Annotated in this window: 17 protein-coding genes and 1 pseudogene; 17 read left to right on the top strand and 1 reads right to left on the bottom strand. The window is 47.5% G+C overall.

Annotation, left to right across the window (positions count from 1 at the left end; genetic code table 11):
- The first annotated feature begins 29 nt into the window (after nucleotides 1-29).
- The 10 genes from atpB to glmS all read left to right on the top strand — a co-directional run bounded on the left by atpB (nucleotide 30) and on the right by glmS (nucleotide 10,877).
- Complete coding sequence (gene atpB, locus EK22_RS22765; protein ID WP_036254735.1) at nucleotides 30-806, top strand: F0F1 ATP synthase subunit A; 777 nt, start codon at nucleotides 30-32, stop codon at nucleotides 804-806.
- 42 nt (nucleotides 807-848) lie between these two features.
- Nucleotides 849-1,136 carry a F0F1 ATP synthase subunit C gene (gene atpE / locus EK22_RS22760; protein ID WP_020158728.1) on the top strand — a complete coding sequence of 96 codons (288 nt, stop codon included), beginning with the start codon at nucleotides 849-851 and terminating at the stop codon, nucleotides 1,134-1,136.
- 41 nt (nucleotides 1,137-1,177) lie between these two features.
- Nucleotides 1,178-1,651 (top strand): F0F1 ATP synthase subunit B, encoded by a 474-nt coding sequence (locus EK22_RS22755; protein WP_036254730.1) that lies wholly within the window; start codon nucleotides 1,178-1,180, stop codon nucleotides 1,649-1,651.
- A 5-nt stretch (nucleotides 1,652-1,656) separates the two neighbouring features.
- Nucleotides 1,657-2,187 carry a F0F1 ATP synthase subunit delta gene (locus EK22_RS22750; RefSeq protein ID WP_020158726.1) on the top strand — a complete coding sequence of 177 codons (531 nt, stop codon included), beginning with the start codon at nucleotides 1,657-1,659 and terminating at the stop codon, nucleotides 2,185-2,187.
- Nucleotides 2,188-2,208: 21 nt separating this feature from the next.
- Complete coding sequence (gene atpA / locus EK22_RS22745; RefSeq protein ID WP_036254728.1) at nucleotides 2,209-3,750, top strand: F0F1 ATP synthase subunit alpha; 1,542 nt, start codon at nucleotides 2,209-2,211, stop codon at nucleotides 3,748-3,750.
- 12 nt (nucleotides 3,751-3,762) lie between these two features.
- Complete coding sequence (atpG, locus tag EK22_RS22740) at nucleotides 3,763-4,626, top strand: F0F1 ATP synthase subunit gamma (protein ID WP_036254726.1); 864 nt, start codon at nucleotides 3,763-3,765, stop codon at nucleotides 4,624-4,626.
- A 48-nt stretch (nucleotides 4,627-4,674) separates the two neighbouring features.
- Nucleotides 4,675-6,054: a F0F1 ATP synthase subunit beta gene (gene atpD, locus EK22_RS22735; RefSeq protein WP_036254725.1), complete on the top strand. Its 1,380-nt coding sequence runs from the start codon at nucleotides 4,675-4,677 to the stop codon at nucleotides 6,052-6,054.
- Between the two features lie 74 nt (nucleotides 6,055-6,128).
- Nucleotides 6,129-6,551: a F0F1 ATP synthase subunit epsilon gene (locus EK22_RS22730; RefSeq protein WP_020158722.1), complete on the top strand. Its 423-nt coding sequence runs from the start codon at nucleotides 6,129-6,131 to the stop codon at nucleotides 6,549-6,551.
- 1,028 nt (nucleotides 6,552-7,579) lie between these two features.
- A complete protein-coding gene (glmU, locus tag EK22_RS22725) occupies nucleotides 7,580-9,046 on the top strand; it encodes a bifunctional UDP-N-acetylglucosamine diphosphorylase/glucosamine-1-phosphate N-acetyltransferase GlmU (protein WP_036254780.1) in 1,467 nt (488 codons plus the stop codon).
- Nucleotide 9,047: 1 nt separating this feature from the next.
- Nucleotides 9,048-10,877: a glutamine--fructose-6-phosphate transaminase (isomerizing) gene (gene glmS, locus EK22_RS22720; RefSeq protein WP_036254722.1), complete on the top strand. Its 1,830-nt coding sequence runs from the start codon at nucleotides 9,048-9,050 to the stop codon at nucleotides 10,875-10,877.
- Nucleotides 10,878-11,142: 265 nt separating this feature from the next.
- Here the strand turns inward: glmS and EK22_RS24015 are convergent, their stop codons facing one another.
- Nucleotides 11,143-11,274 carry a transposase gene (locus tag EK22_RS24015; protein WP_081918032.1) on the bottom strand — a complete coding sequence of 44 codons (132 nt, stop codon included), beginning with the start codon at nucleotides 11,272-11,274 and terminating at the stop codon, nucleotides 11,143-11,145.
- 694 nt (nucleotides 11,275-11,968) lie between these two features.
- On the opposite strand from EK22_RS24015, the gene EK22_RS24550 reads away from it, so the two are divergent.
- The 7 genes and pseudogenes from EK22_RS24550 to EK22_RS22695 form a co-directional block, all read left to right on the top strand.
- A complete protein-coding gene (locus EK22_RS24550; protein ID WP_036254721.1) occupies nucleotides 11,969-12,577 on the top strand; it encodes a class I SAM-dependent methyltransferase in 609 nt (202 codons plus the stop codon).
- Nucleotides 12,578-12,579: 2 nt separating this feature from the next.
- Nucleotides 12,580-15,489, top strand: coding sequence for a DEAD/DEAH box helicase family protein (locus EK22_RS22710; RefSeq protein ID WP_036254720.1), 2,910 nt, complete (start codon nucleotides 12,580-12,582; stop codon nucleotides 15,487-15,489).
- A gap of 113 nt (nucleotides 15,490-15,602) precedes the next feature.
- Nucleotides 15,603-16,025 carry a hypothetical protein gene (locus tag EK22_RS24545; RefSeq protein ID WP_152565204.1) on the top strand — a complete coding sequence of 141 codons (423 nt, stop codon included), beginning with the start codon at nucleotides 15,603-15,605 and terminating at the stop codon, nucleotides 16,023-16,025.
- The gene (locus tag EK22_RS22705) at nucleotides 15,946-16,533 is read left to right on the top strand and encodes a Uma2 family endonuclease (protein ID WP_036254719.1); all 588 of its coding nucleotides are present in this window, start codon (nucleotides 15,946-15,948) and stop codon (nucleotides 16,531-16,533) included. Before EK22_RS24545 ends, EK22_RS22705 begins: the two co-directional genes overlap by 80 nt.
- 457 nt (nucleotides 16,534-16,990) lie before the next feature.
- A complete protein-coding gene (locus EK22_RS24010) occupies nucleotides 16,991-17,203 on the top strand; it encodes a hypothetical protein (protein WP_081918031.1) in 213 nt (70 codons plus the stop codon).
- A gap of 5 nt (nucleotides 17,204-17,208) precedes the next feature.
- The gene (locus EK22_RS24540; RefSeq protein ID WP_084254104.1) at nucleotides 17,209-17,442 is read left to right on the top strand and encodes a hypothetical protein; all 234 of its coding nucleotides are present in this window, start codon (nucleotides 17,209-17,211) and stop codon (nucleotides 17,440-17,442) included.
- A 180-nt stretch (nucleotides 17,443-17,622) separates the two neighbouring features.
- Nucleotides 17,623-17,825: pseudogene (locus EK22_RS22695) on the top strand (IS110 family transposase); the annotation flags it as partial.

Genomic DNA, 17,825 nt, shown 5'->3' with positions numbered 1-17,825 from the left:
TCATTTTTTTTAATATTTAGAGAGGAACGATGGCTACCGAAGCTCATGCCGCCGAAGGTGCAACCGGATATATCATTCACCATTTGACTCCGCTAAGTGTAGGCGAGGGTTTTTGGTCATTGCATCTTGATACCTTATTTTTCTCTGCAGTATTAGGTGGTCTGTTTGTCTGGTTTTTCAAAATGGCCGCCGAAAAAGCGACAGCCGGTGTTCCGGGCCTGGTGCAAAATTTTGCTGAAATGCTGATTGAATTTGTAGACAGCCAGGTTAAAGACAGCTTCCACGGTCACAGCAAGTTAATCGCGCCGCTGGCATTAACGATATTCTGTTGGGTCTTCCTGTGGAATTTCATGGACTTGTTCCCCGTTGACATTCTGCCGTTGATCGGATCGATGATGGGCATTGAGTATCTGCGCGTCGTTCCCAGTACGGATCTGAATGCGACATTCGCCATGTCGATATCGGTTTTCTGCCTGATTATTTTCTACAGTATCAAAATAAAAGGCCCATGGGGCTTTGCCAAGGAATTGATGTTTCAACCTTTCGGGCCATGGATGCTGCCGTTCAACCTGCTATTGAAAGTCGTCGAGGAAATAGCAAAGCCCATCTCACTGGCACTTCGTTTGTTCGGCAATCTGTATGCCGGCGAACTGATCTTTATTTTGATTGCCCTGCTGCCTTGGTTTATTCAACCAGTGTTGAGTTTTCCATGGGCGGTGTTCCATATTCTGATTATCACGCTTCAAGCATTCATATTCATGGTATTGACAATCGTTTACCTGAGCATGGCGCACGAAGACCACTAATTTTTACAACTTTTTTATATCAATACTACGTTTGGAGGTATCATGGAAATTGCATCTTTAATTGCTGATGTACAAGGTATGACTGCTGTTGCAGTTGGTCTGGTTTTAGGCCTGGGTGCCTTGGGAACAGCTATCGGTTTCGGTCTGCTGGGTGGAAAATTCCTGGAAGGCGCGGCTCGTCAGCCGGAAATGGTTCCTATGTTGCAAGTTAAAATGTTCATCGTTGCAGGTCTGTTGGACGCGGTAACAATGATCGGTGTTGGTTTGGCGCTGTTCTTCACATTCGCGAACCCATTCCTGTCTGCTGTACAAGCCGCCGCAGCTGGTTAATTTAAAGCTGTTTAACTTAATCGCAACAAGAGGAACGCATCGTGAGTATCAATGCTACTCTGATTGGGCAAATGATTACATTTGCACTTCTGGTATGGTTTACCATGAAGTACATATGGCCACCTTTATTTGACTCTTTAGAAGAACGTAAAAAGAAAATCGCTGACGGTTTGGCTGCGGCTGAAAAAGGTCAGGAAGAAATGCAACTGGCCGAGAAAAAGGCCAAGAGCGTTTTAAAGGAAGCTAAAGAACAATCATCCGAGATTGTTAATCTCGCTCAGAAGCGTGCCAATGAAATTGTCGAAGAATCGAAAGAAATCGCTAAACAAGAAGGCGACCGCATGATTCTGGCGGCAAAGGCACAGATCGAGCAAGAAATGCAGCAGGCTAAAGAAGGTTTGCGTCAAGAAGTGGCTGCTCTGGCTGTAAATGTAGCGGAACAGATTCTGAGTGCGGAAATCGACAAGGCCAAACACCAAGACATCGTAAGCAAAGTCTCTAATCAACTAGGTTAAGCATAATGAGCGAACTGGCAACATTGGCAAGGCCTTACGCAGCGGCTGTATTTAAAAGGGCCAAAGAAACCGGCACGACTGCAAAGTGGTCGCAAAGTTTGGCATTTATGTCGGCTGTCCTGAGTGATGAAGAAATTTCTGTTGTAGTGGATAACCCCAAAGTTAGCAAGGAAAGGTTATCGGCGCTGATGCTTGATATCTGCCAGGGGCAAGTTGATGAAGAGAATGCGAATTTTCTGAAATTGCTTGTTCAAAACAACCGATTGACCTTACTGCCTTATATCACGGAAATATTCGAAACATATAAAGCGGACGATGAAGGTTATATCGATGTTGAAGTAACGACTGCCTATGCATTCTCCAAAGAAGAAAAGCAGACGTTCGCTTCAAAACTGGAAAAGACACTGAGCAAAAAAGTTCATATGAACGTGACCGTGGATAAGTCCTTAATCGGCGGCGTTCTGGTTCGAGCAGGCGACAGAGTAATTGACGGATCTATCAAAGGCCAGCTTCAACAATTAGCAAAAAGGCTCTAACTCTAGAGTGAGAAAAAGAACATGCAATTAAACCCATCTGAAATAAGTGATCTGATTAAAAAGAAGATCGAAAACTTCGACCTTAGCGCCGAAGCCCATACAGAAGGTACTGTAGTTAGCGTGACTGACGGTATTGTAAGAATACATGGTCTTTCCGAAGCTATGCAGGGCGAGATGCTGGAATTCCCCGGCAATACCTACGGGATGGCGCTTAACCTTGAAAGGGATTCTGTCGGTGCGGTGGTATTAGGTTCATACCAGCACATCACTGAAGGCGATACCGTTAAATGTACCGGTAGAATTCTGGAAGTGCCGGTTGGCGAAGCATTGCTGGGCCGTGTTGTTGACGCGCTCGGTAATCCTATCGACGGCAAAGGCGCCATTGAAACCAACGAAACCTCCCCTATCGAAAAAATCGCTCCAGGCGTTATCGCCCGTCAATCGGTTGATCAACCCGTTCAAATAGGCTTGAAATCAATTGATTCGATGATTCCCGTCGGCCGCGGCCAGCGTGAGTTGATCATCGGCGATAGACAGACCGGTAAAACGGCCATCGCGGTTGATGCGATCATCAATCAAAAAGGCACCGGCATTAAATGTATTTATGTCGCTATCGGCCAAAAACGTTCGTCCATTGCCAATGTAGTGCGCAAACTGGAAGAACATGGCGCGATGGAACACACCATTATCGTTGCCGCTTCCGCTTCAGAATCAGCTGCATTGCAATTCATTGCACCCTACACCGGCTGTTCCATGGGCGAGTACTTCAGAGACCATGGCGAAGATGCGTTGATTATTTATGACGACTTGACCAAACAGGCCTGGGCCTATCGTCAGGTGTCCTTGTTGCTGCGTCGTCCGCCCGGCCGTGAAGCTTATCCTGGCGACGTGTTCTACCTGCACTCCCGTTTGCTGGAAAGAGCGGCGCGTATCAATGCGGCTGAAGTTGAAAAACTGACTGGCGGCAAAGTGAAAGGCAAAACCGGTTCATTAACCGCATTGCCAATCATCGAAACGCAAGGCGGCGACGTATCGGCTTTCGTACCGACCAACGTAATTTCCATTACCGACGGTCAGATCTTCCTCGAAACCGATTTGTTCAACTCCGGCATCCGTCCCGCGGTAAACGCCGGTTTATCGGTATCGCGTGTTGGCGGTGCGGCTCAAACCAAAATCATCAAAAAATTAGGTGGCGGCACGCGTCTTGACTTGGCTCAATACCGTGAGTTGGCGGCCTTCGCCCAGTTCGCATCGGATCTGGATGAAAGCACGCGTAAACAGATCGAGCGCGGCCAGCGCGTGACTGAATTGATGAAGCAAAATCAATATTCACCTATGTCGGTCGCACAAATGGCGGTTTCGCTGTTTGCCGCCAACGAAGGTTTCCTTGATGACGTGGAAGTTAACAAAGTCCTTGATTTTGAAGCTGCTTTACAGTCGTACATGAAGTCAGAACATGCTGAATTAATGAACAACATTAATGCAACTGGCGATTTTAGCGATGAAATTAGGCAGGGTATGCTGACTGCTATTCAAACTTTCATCAAAACTCATAGTTGGTAAAAGGGTCTTCAAATGGCTGTTGGTAAAGAAATACGCACAAAGATCGGGAGTATCAAAAATACTCAAAAGATCACTCGGGCAATGGAGATGGTTGCCGCGAGTAAAATGCGTAAAACAAAAGACAGAATGCAGGCAACACGTCCATACTCCAAAAAAATCGGCCAGATCATCAAACATCTGGCCCATGCCAATCCGGAGTATAAACACTCTTTTCTCGTTAAGCGTGAGGTTAAACGGGTCGGGATCATTGTTATAAGCTCCGACAGGGGACTGTGCGGCGGTCTGAATGCGAATTTGTTCAGAAAAACGCTGACGCAACTAGCACAATGGGACAAAGCCAATATCGATGTAGACGTTTGTACCATCGGTACAAAGGCCACCGGTTTTTTCAGTAATCTGAAAACGAATATGGTAGGTCAGGTATCCAAACTGGGTGACACTCCGCACCTTGAGGATATCGTCGGCATCATTAAAATCATGTTGGATGCTTATGAGCAAGGCACTATTGACGAATTGTATGTAATAAACAATGAATTCGTGAATACCATGACTCAAAGGCCTGTTATTGAAAAGCTGCTTCCTGTCGTCGCGGAAGAGATCGAAGAAGGCCTGGGCGGCCATTGGGATTATATCTACGAGCCCGATGCCAAGGAAGTTCTGGATCATCTGTTGACCCGTTATATCGAATCGATCGTCTACCAAGGCCTGGTTGAAAACAATGCCTGTGAACAGGCAGCCAGAATGGTCGCCATGAAGAGCGCTTCGGATAACGCCGGAAATCTGATCGGTGAGTTGCAGTTGGTCTACAACAAAGCCAGACAGGCCGCTATCACGCAGGAAATTTCAGAAATCGTTGCCGGTGCCGCAGCTGTTTAAACCTTTAAGCCCAAGCAAAATCGACACAAATTAAAAGAGGACAACTCAATGAGTTCGGGTAAAATCGTTCAGATTATTGGCGCGGTTGTTGACGTGGAATTTCCACGTGAAGCACTGCCCAAAGTATATGATGCATTAAACGTAGAAGGCAAAGGCCTGGTACTGGAAGTTCAGCAGCAATTAGGTGACGGCGTAGTCAGATCAATTGCCATGGGTAGTACCGATGGCTTAAGCAGAGGCTTGACCGTTAGCAATACTAACGCGCCTATTTCTGTACCGGTCGGGCAGGAAACCCTGGGTCGTATTATGAACGTCCTGGGCGAGCCTATCGATGAAAAAGGCCCTATCGGCGAAAAACAAAAATGGGGCATTCACCGCGAAGCACCGTCCTACGACGAACAAGCGGCCGCCAACGAACTGCTGGAAACCGGCATCAAGGTTATCGACCTGGTCTGCCCCTTCACCAAAGGCGGTAAAGTCGGATTGTTCGGCGGCGCCGGCGTGGGCAAGACCGTTAACATGATGGAACTGATCCGTAACATCGCGATCGAGCACAGCGGCTATTCCGTATTCGCCGGCGTTGGTGAGCGTACTCGTGAAGGTAACGACTTCTATCACGAAATGACCGATTCAAACGTTATCGACAAAGTATCGCTGGTATACGGTCAGATGAACGAGCCGCCCGGCAACAGACTGCGCGTGGCATTGACCGGTTTGACCATGGCGGAGTTCTTCCGTGATGAAGGCCGCGACGTGCTGTTCTTCGTCGACAACATTTACCGTTATACCCTGGCGGGTACCGAAGTATCGGCATTGCTGGGCCGTATGCCTTCCGCGGTAGGTTATCAGCCGACATTGGCGGAAGAAATGGGCGTGTTGCAGGAGCGTATCACTTCAACTAAAACCGGTTCCATTACGTCTATCCAGGCCGTTTACGTACCTGCGGACGACTTGACCGACCCATCGCCTGCCACCACCTTCGCTCACTTGGACGCGACCGTCGTATTGTCCCGTCAAATCGCCGAGCTGGGTATTTATCCTGCGATCGATCCTCTGGACTCAACCAGCCGTCAGCTCGATCCTTTAGTCATCGGACAAGAGCACTATGAAGTGGCGCGTAAAGTTCAAGGTACCCTGCAACGCTATAAGGAATTGAGAGATATTATCGCGATTTTGGGTATGGACGAGTTGTCGGAAGAAGACAAGCTGATCGTGGCAAGAGCGCGTAAAATGCAGCGTTTCCTGTCCCAGCCTTTCTTCGTCGCCGAGGTATTTACCGGTTCACCAGGCAAGTATGTTTCACTGAAAGATACAATCGCCGGCTTCAAAGGCATCATTGATGGTGAATACGACAATATCCCTGAACAAGCCTTCTACATGGTCGGCACCATTGACGAAGCGCTTGAGAAAGCAAAAGGCATGAAGTAAGCCGCCATACTTTTAGATGTATCTTCCCTCCCGGTTTAACCGCCGGGAGAAGATTGAAACAGGTATAACCGATAATGACCATGACCATACATGTAGACATCGTAAGTGCAGAACAGGAGATATTTTCCGGATTAGCGGAAATGGTATTTGCTCCGGCTGAACTTGGCGAAGTAGGTATTTCCCCACGTCATGCTCCATTCATATCAAGACTGAATCCCGGCGAAGTGCGGGTGAAAGTGAACGATAAGGAAAGTTATCCGTTCTATGTATCAGGCGGCATTCTGGAAGTGCAGCCTCATGTGGTCACCATCCTGGCTGATACGGCTATTAGAGCGAAAGATATTGATGAAGCAGCCGCCCTGGAAGCTAAGCATAGAGCCGAAGAAGCTCTGGCGGACAAGTCCAGCAAGATTGATTATGCGACAGCCCAGGCCCAATTGCTTGAAGCTATGATGCAATTGAGGACATTGGACAGGCTGAGAAAGCGCGGCGGATAAGAATATATGGGCTTAAAGCCTGTAAAAACCCGTTAACGTGTTCACGTTATCGGGTTTTTTTTTATTCCAAAAAAAAATTGCGATTATAATGCCGCAAACGACAGCTCAGGCGCGATCGCTTCAAGCTGCGATGCAATAAAAAACATTGGACTGGCTTGGATAACGCACCGGATAAAAGTCTGCGGACCTGGAACAGACAGAAGCACCCTGTAGCGCGGCAATTGTCCGGTTGATTGATTTACAGGGCGGTTGTTACATACGGGCCGTCACTTGAAAGCAACGGCTGCTGTGAAATTGAGTATGGTCATCGAATATGCCTGAAAAATACAGTAGGGTACGCATCGCGTACCTTTCCCCGGTTCCCACGCTCCTCTTTGGGAACCGATACCGAGCTTTGAGAGCGGCACGTCGTATGGCCCGGTATGCGTTTCCTCATTCCCACGCTCCCGCGTGGGAATGCAGACCGCAGCTGAACTGAGCACCGGTATGGGTTCCCACGCAGGAGCATGGGAACCAGGGAGCGAGGAATTAATGCCCTTCAGGGTACGCGAGAGCGCGGGAACGAGGAAAAATACAGTAGGGTACGCATCGCGTACCTTTTCCAGCTGTTCCAGTGAATGCCATCCCAAAAGGCACGCAGTACCCAAAGGGCATAAATGCGTACCCTACCGGGTTTATGAAAACCCCGGGCGCCCTGCCGGTCAGCGAATGACTTGTCTTTCATGGCGCACATGCCTGAAATTAATGTTTCCGGCTAATAAATAAATGTTCTTGAACTTACTAGCAGTACATTCAATTTAATTATGACGGTTAAATTGTAGGTACGAATTTATTTATGCCCTATGGGTACTTGTGCCTTTCAGGGGGTATTCGCACTATTCGCACGCCATGAATACGCTGCAAATTTTACTCGTCAGAACAAGGCCGACTAAATACTAATGACAAGATTTCAACAACTGTCGCGCTTGTGATAATTTATCAGAGCACTCCTCACTCAACCTATGCGTAACATCAGCCAAGAAAAAAACATGAACATTAAAACCATCATTCTGGCGGCCGGCAAAGGGACGCGCATGCGTTCAGAGCGGCCCAAAATACTGCATGAGATTGCCGACAAACCTTTGCTGAAACATGTTTACGACATGAGCCGGCAACTGGAAAACAACAGTATCAAAATTGTTTATGGCCATGGCGCGGAACTGGTAAGAGATACACTGAGCGATCTGGACGCGGTCTGGATAGAGCAAAAACAACAGTTGGGCACGGGCCACGCCGTGCAGCAGGTGGCGGATCATATTTCAGACACCGATAACGTGCTGATACTCTACGGCGATGTGCCGCTGCTGAAACTGTCATCGGTGAAGCAACTGATCTCCAATGTCAATGAGCGCTCGCTGGCCTTGCTGACCGTCAATCTTGAAAACCCGGCCGGTTACGGCAGGATCGTCAGAAATGCGGATGGCCAGGTTACCAGGATTGTCGAGGAAAAAGACGCCAACGATCAGGAAAAACTCATTAAAGAAGTTAATACCGGCATCATGGCGATACCCGGCGATAAGCTGAAAACATGGCTGAGCCAGTTAAACAACAGCAATGCGCAGGGCGAATATTATTTGACGGACGTCATTGAAATGGCCGTCGCCGACGGCGTGACGATTGTCACGAGCCAGCCGGAAACAGCCGATGAAGTGCTGGGCGTCAATAACCGCATGCAGCTCAGCCATCTGGAGCGGGTCTATCAACAGCAGCAAGCGGCCAAGCTCATGGAGCAAGGCGTCACCTTAAGAGACCCGGCGCGCTTCGACCTGCGCGGAGAGATCGAAAGGCTGGGCCAGGATATCGAAATTGACATCAACGTCATTCTGGAAGGCAAAAACAGCATCGGCAGCAATGTCAAAATAGGTGCTAATACGCATATCAAAAACTCTACCATTGGCGATAATGTAGAGATTCTTGATTTATGCATTATCGAAAACGCCGTCATAGGCAATGGCAGCCGAATCGGTCCCTACGCCAGATTGAGGCCGGAAAGCGTCCTGGCCGAGGATGTACACATTGGTAATTTCGTGGAAATCAAAAAATCATCGGTAGCCACGGGCAGTAAAATCAACCATTTAAGCTATATCGGCGATACGACCGTCGGCAGCAAGGTCAATATCGGCGCCGGAACCATTACCTGCAATTATGACGGCGTGAATAAATTCAGAACGGTCATTGGCGATGGCGCTTTTATCGGCTCCGATACCCAATTGATCGCCCCGGTAACGATCGGCAAAAACGCGACCATCGGCGCCGGCTCCACGATCACTAAAGACAGCCCTGATAATCAACTGACCTTGAGCAGGGCAAGACAAACAACTGTAGACGGATGGCAACGCCCCATTAAACAAGAGTGCAAGGACGCAGGAGTTACGACTTCAGGGATGAAGGAGGTAGAGCAACGCAAGGAGCAGTTGCCGAGAACAATGTCAGGAACAACTGTCGAGGAAAAATAATATGTGTGGAATTGTAGGTGGTATAGCGCAGCGAAATGTAGTCCCCATCTTATTGGAGGGACTGAAGCGATTGGAATATCGCGGTTACGATTCGGCAGGAATGGCGGTCATAAACGGACGGGAAATATACCGCAAGCGGGAACTGGGCAAGGTGAAAGGCCTGGAAGACTTGCTGCAGGCCGATCCCATCAGCGGCACTATCGGCATCGCCCATACCCGATGGGCGACTCATGGCAAGCCCAGTACGGCTAACGCGCACCCGCATATCTGCAGAAATAAAGTGGCCGTGGTTCATAACGGCATTATCGAAAACCATGAGCAATTACGCGGGATTCAGAAAGAGAACGGCTACAAGTTCACATCGGAAACCGATACCGAAGTCATCGTGCATGAAATTTACCATGCCATGGAAACCTCGAACTCTCTGCTAACCGCCGTGCAGAAAACCGTGAAAAAATTCGAAGGCGCTTACGCCTTGGGCATCATGAGCGTCGAGTATCCCGATACGCTGATCGCCTGCAGAAAAGGCAGCCCCCTGGTAATCGGCGTCGGCATTGGCGAATATTTCATCGCCTCGGATGTCGCGGCCTTGTTGCCGGTCACGCAACGGTTCATTTTCCTTGAAGACGGCGACATCGCGGCGATAACCATAGACGACGTCGTCATTTACGATGCCAATGACGCGATCGTCAATCGCCCCATCAAAACCAGCCAGGTAAAAATCGACGCCGTCGACAAAGGCGAATACCGCCATTACATGCTCAAGGAGATTTATGAACAGCCTTGGGCCATCTCGGAAACTCTGGAAGGCCGGTTCATAAACAATCGCTTGCAGGAGAGTTCCATCGGGCACAATGCCGCGGAGATTTTCGACAAGATAAAATCCGTGCAGATCCTGGCCTGCGGAACCAGTTACCATGCAGGGCTAGTGGCACGCTACTGGTTTGAAAAACTGGCCCGCGTGCCTTGCAATATCGAAGTCGCCAGCGAATTTCGCTACAGAAATCCGGTACTATCGGAAGACACCCTCATCGTCACCATCTCGCAATCCGGCGAAACGGCCGATACGCTGGCCGCCTTGCAGGAAGCGAAAAAACTGGGCGCCAAATATTCACTGGCCATTTGCAATGTGCCGGAAAGCTCGCTGATCAGAGAGTCCGACCTGGTGCTAATGACACGCGCCGGCCCTGAAATCGGCGTGGCATCGACCAAGGCTTTCACAACGCAACTGGCAACACTGATGCTGCTGGTCATTGCCGTCGGCAGACGCTTCCAGCTGACCGAGCAAATGGAGCAAAAAATAACCTCGGAATTATTTAACCTGCCGGAGAAAATCGAACAGGCACTGCGATTGAATGATGAAATCAAACAATTGTCGGAACAATTCGCTGAAAAACAGCATGCGCTTTTCCTCGGCCGGGGCACGCATTATCCGATAGCCATGGAAGGTTCGTTAAAACTCAAGGAAATTTCCTACATCCATGCCGAGGCCTATCCGGCCGGCGAACTGAAACACGGACCCCTGGCACTGATAGACGCGGAAATGCCGGTCATTACCGTAGCGCCGAACAACAGCCTGCTGGAAAAGCTGAAATCCAACATGCAGGAAGTCAGCGCCCGCGGAGGCCAGCTGATTGTTTTCATGGATGAAACACTGGCCTCGGAAAGCAGCGAAAATGTACAGATTGTAAAAGTGCCGCAAGTCGAAAATGAAACGGCGCCCATCGTCTACGCCATACCGCTGCAGCTTCTGGCCTACCATGTCGCCGTCTTAAAAGGCACCGATGTCGACCAACCCAGAAACCTGGCGAAATCGGTGACTGTGGAATAGGTTTTATTAAATCAGGCCGCTTGGTGTGGGAGAGTAATAAAGTTTGAAAACAAGTCAATATAGACCCGAACTTTTACATCAAAGCTTGAAGCTAAAACATTAAAGTTGAAAACTTATTAAGTCCGGTCATGCTGATTAAAAGCTGACCGGACTTTTTATGGCAAAATTAAAATCTGATGTTACTCATGAGTATTTTAATCCAATTTGCCGCGATCATTGGGTTCCTAGCCCTTCACACTACGCAGTAATATGCTGACGTCCCCATCTAGGCCAAATCGTTTCTGAGTACGTCATGATCGCTCAGATCCTCATGGCCGCAAGCCAAGCCATAAACCCGCTGACACAACAAGTCGCCCACCTGGTGCCGGATTCGGTCCATGCCCCGGGGATCGTGCATCTGTGCCGCCAAAGCCGATGAGCCTCCCCCGCTGAACTGGGCTTGTGTTTAAAGACAGGATATTCTAGTTGAGCTACGGTACAATTTGGCGCGGGCAAATCCTTGTTCAAATTCAATGTAAGTAATTGAATTTTATCGAACTCTAATGAGTGAATAAAAAGTAAGACATTTATCTTGGATTGTTCGGTAGAAACTAGAACATTCAGCCGTTACTTGAAAGCAACGGTTATTGTGAAAATTGAGTATTGACAGGACTGCCTGAAAAAATACAGTAGGGTACGCATCGCGTACCAGACTGTGAAAGTATTCAGCATTTTTCTCCTCAATGTCTATATGCTGTTATATACAAATATCAAATGCACAACATATTGTGGTGAAAATTTCAAAAAACGAATACTTTCACAGTCTCGTACCTTTTCAAGCGGTTCCGGTGAATGCCATCCCAAAAGGTACGCACTGCGTACCCTACCGGGTTTATGAAAACCTCTGGCGCCGTGTCTGCCACTGAATGACTTGTTTTTCATGGCGACGAATGCCTGAAGGTAATGTTTCCGGCTAGTAAATAAACGCTCTAGCGCGGCATCGATGATTGATTGGCATTACAATCATCAGAAACAAACGATCCTACCGGATGACTTTTCACCCAATCTGGTTATCTTCGCATAATGCTGCATATTCTGTTGGAGGAACAAATTTGAACGAAGGAAAACGGCACGCTCAAACAATAGCTTTTTATAATGCCTACGCCGAACAATATATTGCGGAAACTGCTGGTTTAGATATTTCACACATTCGGAATCTATTTTTAAATCTTGTCCCAAAAGGGGGACATATTTTAGATTTAGGTTGTGGCTCAGGCCGTGATAGTCGTTTTTTTATCGGCCAGGGTTATTCAGTGACGCCTGTTGATGCGTCTCAAGAAATTGCAAAACGCGCCGGTGAATTAATTGGGAAAAAGGTTGAAGTCCTGCCTTTTCAAGAACTTGATTATTCAGAGACCTTTGACGGCATTTGGGCCTGCGCCAGCCTGCTGCATTGCCCAAAATCTGAAATGGACTCCGTTATGCACAGAATATCCAAAGCGTTAAAAGCTAACGGTATTGTGTACATGTCGTTTAAGTATGGAAAAGGTGAACGCGTCGATGAAAAAGGTCGTTTTTTCAATGATTACACGGAAGATGATTTGACTGAGTTGCTGGCCGCGCATTCAGATTTGCATGTTGTCGAAATGTACACCGAATTAAAACCCTTAAGAGGCGGCTTCCAGTCCTGGTTGAATCTAGTCGCAAAAAAATCAGGCTGATAATGGCGACTGGCATTAACCAACATTTGGTCACGGGCGGCGACGATCCTTTTCTGCCAAAATTGACCGATGATATCAATTCAGCGAAAAGAATCGATATCACGGTGTCTTTCATACGGCAAAGCGGGTTGCATTTAATTCATAATGCCCTAAAAGAAGCGCTTGAACGCGGCGTCGAGATGCGCATTTTGACTGGCGATTACCTAAACGTTACCGAGCCGATGGCATTGCGCTATTTATTGCTGTTGCAAGAATCCGGCGCGGATGTTCGGGTTTTCGAAGCACGTGAAGGGCAAAGCTTCCATATGAAAGCGTATATCTTCACTTTTTCTGACGGGCCCGGAAAAACAGGCGGTCACGCCTATGTCGGTTCAAGTAACATTTCAAGCTCCGCATTAAAGCACGGCTTGGAATGGAACCTTCGAGTAGCGCTTGAGGAAAACCCGGTCAGATTTGATGAAATTTGCTGCAAATTTGAACAAATTTTCACCCATCAAAGTAGCAAACGCCTATCCAATGACTGGATAGAAGCCTATCAAGAAAAGATTAAAAATCAGCCAGTCATTCTTTTTCCGGAATTGGAGCGAGAAGAGCCGTTACTCCCGCCCGAACCCAATGCCATTCAAAAGGAAGCACTGAAAGCGCTCAGGCAGTCCCGCGATGATGGTTATAAGCGGGGCTTGGTCGTAATGGCGACGGGGTTGGGGAAAACCTGGCTGGCCGCCTTCGACAGCGTGCAGTTGCAAAGTGAAAAAGTATTGTTCGTCGCTCATAGGGAAGAAATCCTGGCACAGGCCGAACAGACTTTTGTTCGCATCCGTCCTGAAGACAAAGTTGCGCGATATACCGGACTGGAACATCAATTGAGCGCGGATATGCTGTTTGCCTCGGTCCAAACCTTGGGTAAAGCACATCACCTAAAAAAATTCTCCGCAGATCATTTTGATTACATTGTCGTAGACGAATTTCATCATGCATCCGCACCCATATATCGGCAATTACTGATTCATTTTAATCCGCGTTTTTTATTGGGCTTGACGGCGACGCCGGAACGCACGGATCAGGCGGATATTTTGGCGCGTTGTGATGACAATCTGGTTTATCGCCGCGATATGTTTGACGGCATCAATTCGGCTCTTTTGTCTCCTTTTTATTATTATGGGATTGCCGATCAGGAGGTCGATTATCAAAGCATACCCTGGCGCAACGGCAAGTTTGATCCCGAGCAGTTGCAGAATAAACTGGCGACCGCGGCGCGTGCCAAACATGCGTTAAAACGCTGGAAAGAATTAAAGCAAAGCCGGACATTGGCGTTTTGTATTTCCAGAAAACACGCCGATTACATGGCCGATTATTTTCAGAATCAGGGCTACAAAGCGGTTTCGGTGCACAGTGATTCCGCCATTCGTCGTAACGAGGCCCTGTCAAAATTAGAGCGTGCCGAAATCGATATTATTTTTTCCGTCGATCTGTTCAATGAAGGAGTTGATTTACCATTGATCGATACGGTTTTAATGTTAAGGCCGACTGAATCGAAAATTATTTTTTTGCAGCAATTGGGGCGCGGGTTACGGAGGCATTCCCTGAAAGAAAAACTAGTGGTACTGGATTTTATCGGTAATCACCTGAGTTTTTTTCGCAAGCCGGAGGCATTGTTCAAAATTGGCGTTTCAAAGCATGATCGTAGCGAGTTTATAAAACGAGCCCAATCTCAAACCCTGGAACTGCCTGAGGGCTGTTTTGTGAACTATGATCTTCAAGCCATCGATTTCCTGGCAAAATTGATCGCTACAAACATCGACTCCCAGGAAGAGCTTTATCGATCGTTAAAAGTGTCTAAAGAACGCCGGCCTTCATTGGCCGAGTTTTATAAAGCCGGCGGTGATATCCGGACAATCCGACAGCATCATGAACAATGGTTGAGTTTTATCGCTTCCGAGCAGGACATTTCAGCAACGGAAAACCAATGCTTGCATCATTTTGAAGATTTCTTCAAAGAGATTGAAATAACCATTCTAAATAAATCATACAAAATCGTTCTTTTGGAAGCGCTCCTGGAACTTGACGGCTTTCAGAAGGCGATCGATACCAAGGATTTGGCCATACGAAGTTACAGTATTATTCAGCGTCGTCGAGCATTGCTTGTGGATTTGCCTGACGATTTTGGAGCGATCAATCAGTTAGAAGGTAAGGACGTCAAGCGCTGGCATAGTTATTGGAAAACCAATCCCATCAAGGCTTGGACGGGCGGTAATATGACGGATGCCAGTCAAGCTTACTTTAAAGTCGAAGATAATCGATTCATTTTTCAAAGTACTATTCCGGAAAACGAAATCGACATCTTCCTGGCCTTCGTTGGGGAATTGATCGACTATCGCTACATGCAATACGAAGAAAGGCTCCAGAAAAAGCCACCAGTTCAGAGCAAGCCTAAAGCTGACGTAATCAGTATCAAAAAAACCAGAAAGCAGAGCATTCCTTATTTCCCGGATTTGAAAATTGCTTGTGGCTATTTTAAAACCAGTCAGCACGATGAGGAGAATGTTCGCAAGCTAGCGTTGCCGGAGCATTATGGCCGATTGGATGCGGAAAGGCATTTCATTGCCCACGCGACAGGCAACTCCATGGATGGTGGCAAGAATCCGATCAGGGATGGCGATTATCTATTGCTCGAAACGATTACGTCCGACCATGCAGGCAGCATTAGCAACCAGATTGTCGCAATAGAAAGACAGGATGGGTCAGGGGATGATCAGTATTTATTGAGATACGTTAGAAAATTGGGGCCAGGCAATTATGAATTGATCGCGAATAACCCGGATTATCAGCCCATGCCGGCAACGGAAGATATGCGTACTTTTGCGCGACTTAAGGGGATCATTGGTTTAAATGACTTGGAAATTAATGACTAATTTTTAACAAAATTAGGAAAACCAGGCCTTGGTATTGACGTTGTAACCTGGAGCTATAGCCGGCCTGCCGCAAACCACGCAGACGAAAATGCGGTAAGATTTTTCAGCGCTTTATGAATCAAGTGCCGCAGGATAGGCCTGATGATAAGGAGGTGCGCGTGATTCTGGATCATGACTGCACTCGCAAAAAAAATGATGACTGCTTGAAAAAGCAGGATGGCCGCGTGGAGGCTTTGCTTTACGCCGACATCGGCCAGTTGGCTGAATCAAAAGGCTCAACCGTTCAAATGGCGCCGTCCATTAGAGGAAATAATGGTTTAGCCTGGGATAAGGCATTTGTTGACAGAAGAGCCGAGCGCATTTGTAGTTTATTGTTTGATAAGATGAATGCTTGGTTGAGTCAATATAATTCGTTTCATTCGTTAATGATTGCGTTGCAATCAGGAAAAACAATCCATGTTAAAACCGAACAATCCAGATTTGGTGAGCGAACAAGACTATTTACAAGGCGAGTTAATCAGCGACGTAAAGCATGAGCTCATCAATGGCCATGTTTATGCCATGGCTGGAGCAAGTGCTAACCATGAGCGAATTGCCGGTAATATTTACAGAAAATTCGGTAATCATTTAGACGGCTCAGCTTGTGAACCTTTTGGTTCGGACATGAAGGTTAAGGTCGGTTCAAATTTCTTTTATCCCGATGTGAGCGTCGATTGTCATTTCGATGAGTCCCAGCCTTACTACACGGAATCCCCAATAATCATTGTCGAGGTTTTATCGAAGGCAACGCGCAAAACCGACGAAACCGTTAAATTGCTGTCTTATATCAACATACCCAGTTTGCAAGAGTATGTGTTAATCGAGCAGGATTATGCCGATATTCAGATAATACGAAGGCGTGAAGCCTGGCTGCCGAGACATTACTTTCTTGGCGATGAAATCACGTTTGAATCAATCAATCTGACGTTGCCGGTGGAAGAAATCTATTATCGTGTGCATAACGCGGATATGGATGAGTTCCTAAGCAGCAAAATGGCGCAATAAAATATTACGCGCTTTTAAAAGTTTAGTTACCGACTCCAAGGCTAGCGGAAACGAGGCGGCGCGCCAGAACCTGGAAGCAGTTCCCGATTGACGACTGCCAGTTCACGATCGCATCGATGGGAAATTGCCTGGGAAACAACCCGGCGGCGCCTTCATTCGGGCAATAGCTTCCTGTGAATCGCAATGCAAAGCGGCCTTAACGTTTCAGCCACAGGCAGCACTGCGAACCTATATCCTCGTAGGGTCGAATTTACTTGTGCCCTTTAGGGTATTCGACCCGAAACACTGCGCTCGCACTGGAAGCCCGCCGGACGTTCCGGGTCCAAATACTCATGAGCACAAGCCAACTCAACCCTGCCGGTGCGTAATATCAGTAAGAAAAAAACGGCAAAAAAACACTTTACATATAAATGAGAACGATTATCATTTGAAGAAACTTAAATGATTTGGCTTTTATATGAAAAAATTATTTTCCATGTTCCGCCCTTCTCCATTTGTAAACCTGGCGATAGCACCGGACGTACTGGCGTCCCTTGTTGAAAGAGGACAAATCCATGCAACGGATTTTAGGTGTTTGGATTTCGGGTCAAAGCGGATCGTCTGGAAAATATTTTTGTCGCTGGCCAAATCAAAAATCAACACTACGCCAAACCGGCGCGATCGGGAGTAATCGATATGACAGATAATCAAAGCTACGGGTTGTTAATCAGCGCAATCAAACATTTAAAAATCCAATACGCATCCCGGCCGTCTTCGTGCATTGCCCTGGCCATCTCGCGGCAATACCGGTGGCTTGCCGAAATCTGCGAAGAAAGCAGTCATCAAATCGACTACTTCAACCAGTCAAGCTTATGGTTTAACAGCTACCGACAAACTAAGGACAAGCTGTCTGGTAGTCAGTCAATTTAATTATGATGGTTAAATTGTAGGTGCGAATTCATTTATGCCCTATGGATACTTGTGCCCTTGAGGGTAATACTCCGCAAATTTTACTCGTCAGAGACATAGGATGATGATATGGACTCCTCTTCACTCCCACGGTGTCATAATGCACCCAACAATAAACAACGGAGCAAAGAGGAGCCCGAAATGAATGATAATGTAGTTGGCCTGGACATCGCAAAGAACATCTTTCACTGCTATAGCCTGAACGCCGAGGGCAAAGCGATCAGGAAAAAGCTCAAGCGAGCAGAATTGCTGGCTTTTTTCGCCAATTACCCGGCGAGTCTGATTGGCATAGAAGCTTGCGGCGGAGCCCATCATTGGGGGAGAGAACTGACTAAGCTGGGGCA

It is taken from the genome of Methylobacter sp. BBA5.1 (assembly GCF_000746145.1).
Taxonomy (GTDB): Bacteria; Pseudomonadota; Gammaproteobacteria; order Methylococcales; family Methylomonadaceae; genus Methylobacter; species Methylobacter marinus.
The sequence above is the reverse complement of the archived record's forward strand: the minus strand, read 5'-3'. Positions and strand labels throughout refer to the sequence as shown.

Excerpts from the sequence above, each read along its gene's own strand:
- glmU (WP_036254780.1), top strand. The coding sequence starts at position 7,580 with ATGAACATTAAAACCATCATTCTGGCGGCCGGCAAAGGGACGCGCATG.
- atpA (WP_036254728.1), top strand. The coding sequence starts at position 2,209 with ATGCAATTAAACCCATCTGAAATAAGTGATCTGATTAAAAAGAAGATC.
- atpB (WP_036254735.1), top strand. The coding sequence starts at position 30 with ATGGCTACCGAAGCTCATGCCGCCGAAGGTGCAACCGGATATATCATT.
- EK22_RS24015 (WP_081918032.1), bottom strand. The coding sequence starts at position 11,274 with ATGCACGATCCCCGGGGCATGGACCGAATCCGGCACCAGGTGGGCGAC.
- EK22_RS22705 (WP_036254719.1), top strand. The coding sequence starts at position 15,946 with ATGTTAAAACCGAACAATCCAGATTTGGTGAGCGAACAAGACTATTTA.
- EK22_RS22710 (WP_036254720.1), top strand. The coding sequence starts at position 12,580 with ATGGCGACTGGCATTAACCAACATTTGGTCACGGGCGGCGACGATCCT.
- EK22_RS22750 (WP_020158726.1), top strand. The coding sequence starts at position 1,657 with ATGAGCGAACTGGCAACATTGGCAAGGCCTTACGCAGCGGCTGTATTT.
- atpE (WP_020158728.1), top strand. The coding sequence starts at position 849 with ATGGAAATTGCATCTTTAATTGCTGATGTACAAGGTATGACTGCTGTT.
- EK22_RS24540 (WP_084254104.1), top strand. The coding sequence starts at position 17,209 with ATGACAGATAATCAAAGCTACGGGTTGTTAATCAGCGCAATCAAACAT.
- glmS (WP_036254722.1), top strand. The coding sequence starts at position 9,048 with ATGTGTGGAATTGTAGGTGGTATAGCGCAGCGAAATGTAGTCCCCATC.
- EK22_RS22730 (WP_020158722.1), top strand. The coding sequence starts at position 6,129 with ATGACCATGACCATACATGTAGACATCGTAAGTGCAGAACAGGAGATA.
- atpG (WP_036254726.1), top strand. The coding sequence starts at position 3,763 with ATGGCTGTTGGTAAAGAAATACGCACAAAGATCGGGAGTATCAAAAAT.
- EK22_RS24545 (WP_152565204.1), top strand. The coding sequence starts at position 15,603 with ATGAATCAAGTGCCGCAGGATAGGCCTGATGATAAGGAGGTGCGCGTG.
- atpD (WP_036254725.1), top strand. The coding sequence starts at position 4,675 with ATGAGTTCGGGTAAAATCGTTCAGATTATTGGCGCGGTTGTTGACGTG.
- EK22_RS24010 (WP_081918031.1), top strand. The coding sequence starts at position 16,991 with ATGAAAAAATTATTTTCCATGTTCCGCCCTTCTCCATTTGTAAACCTG.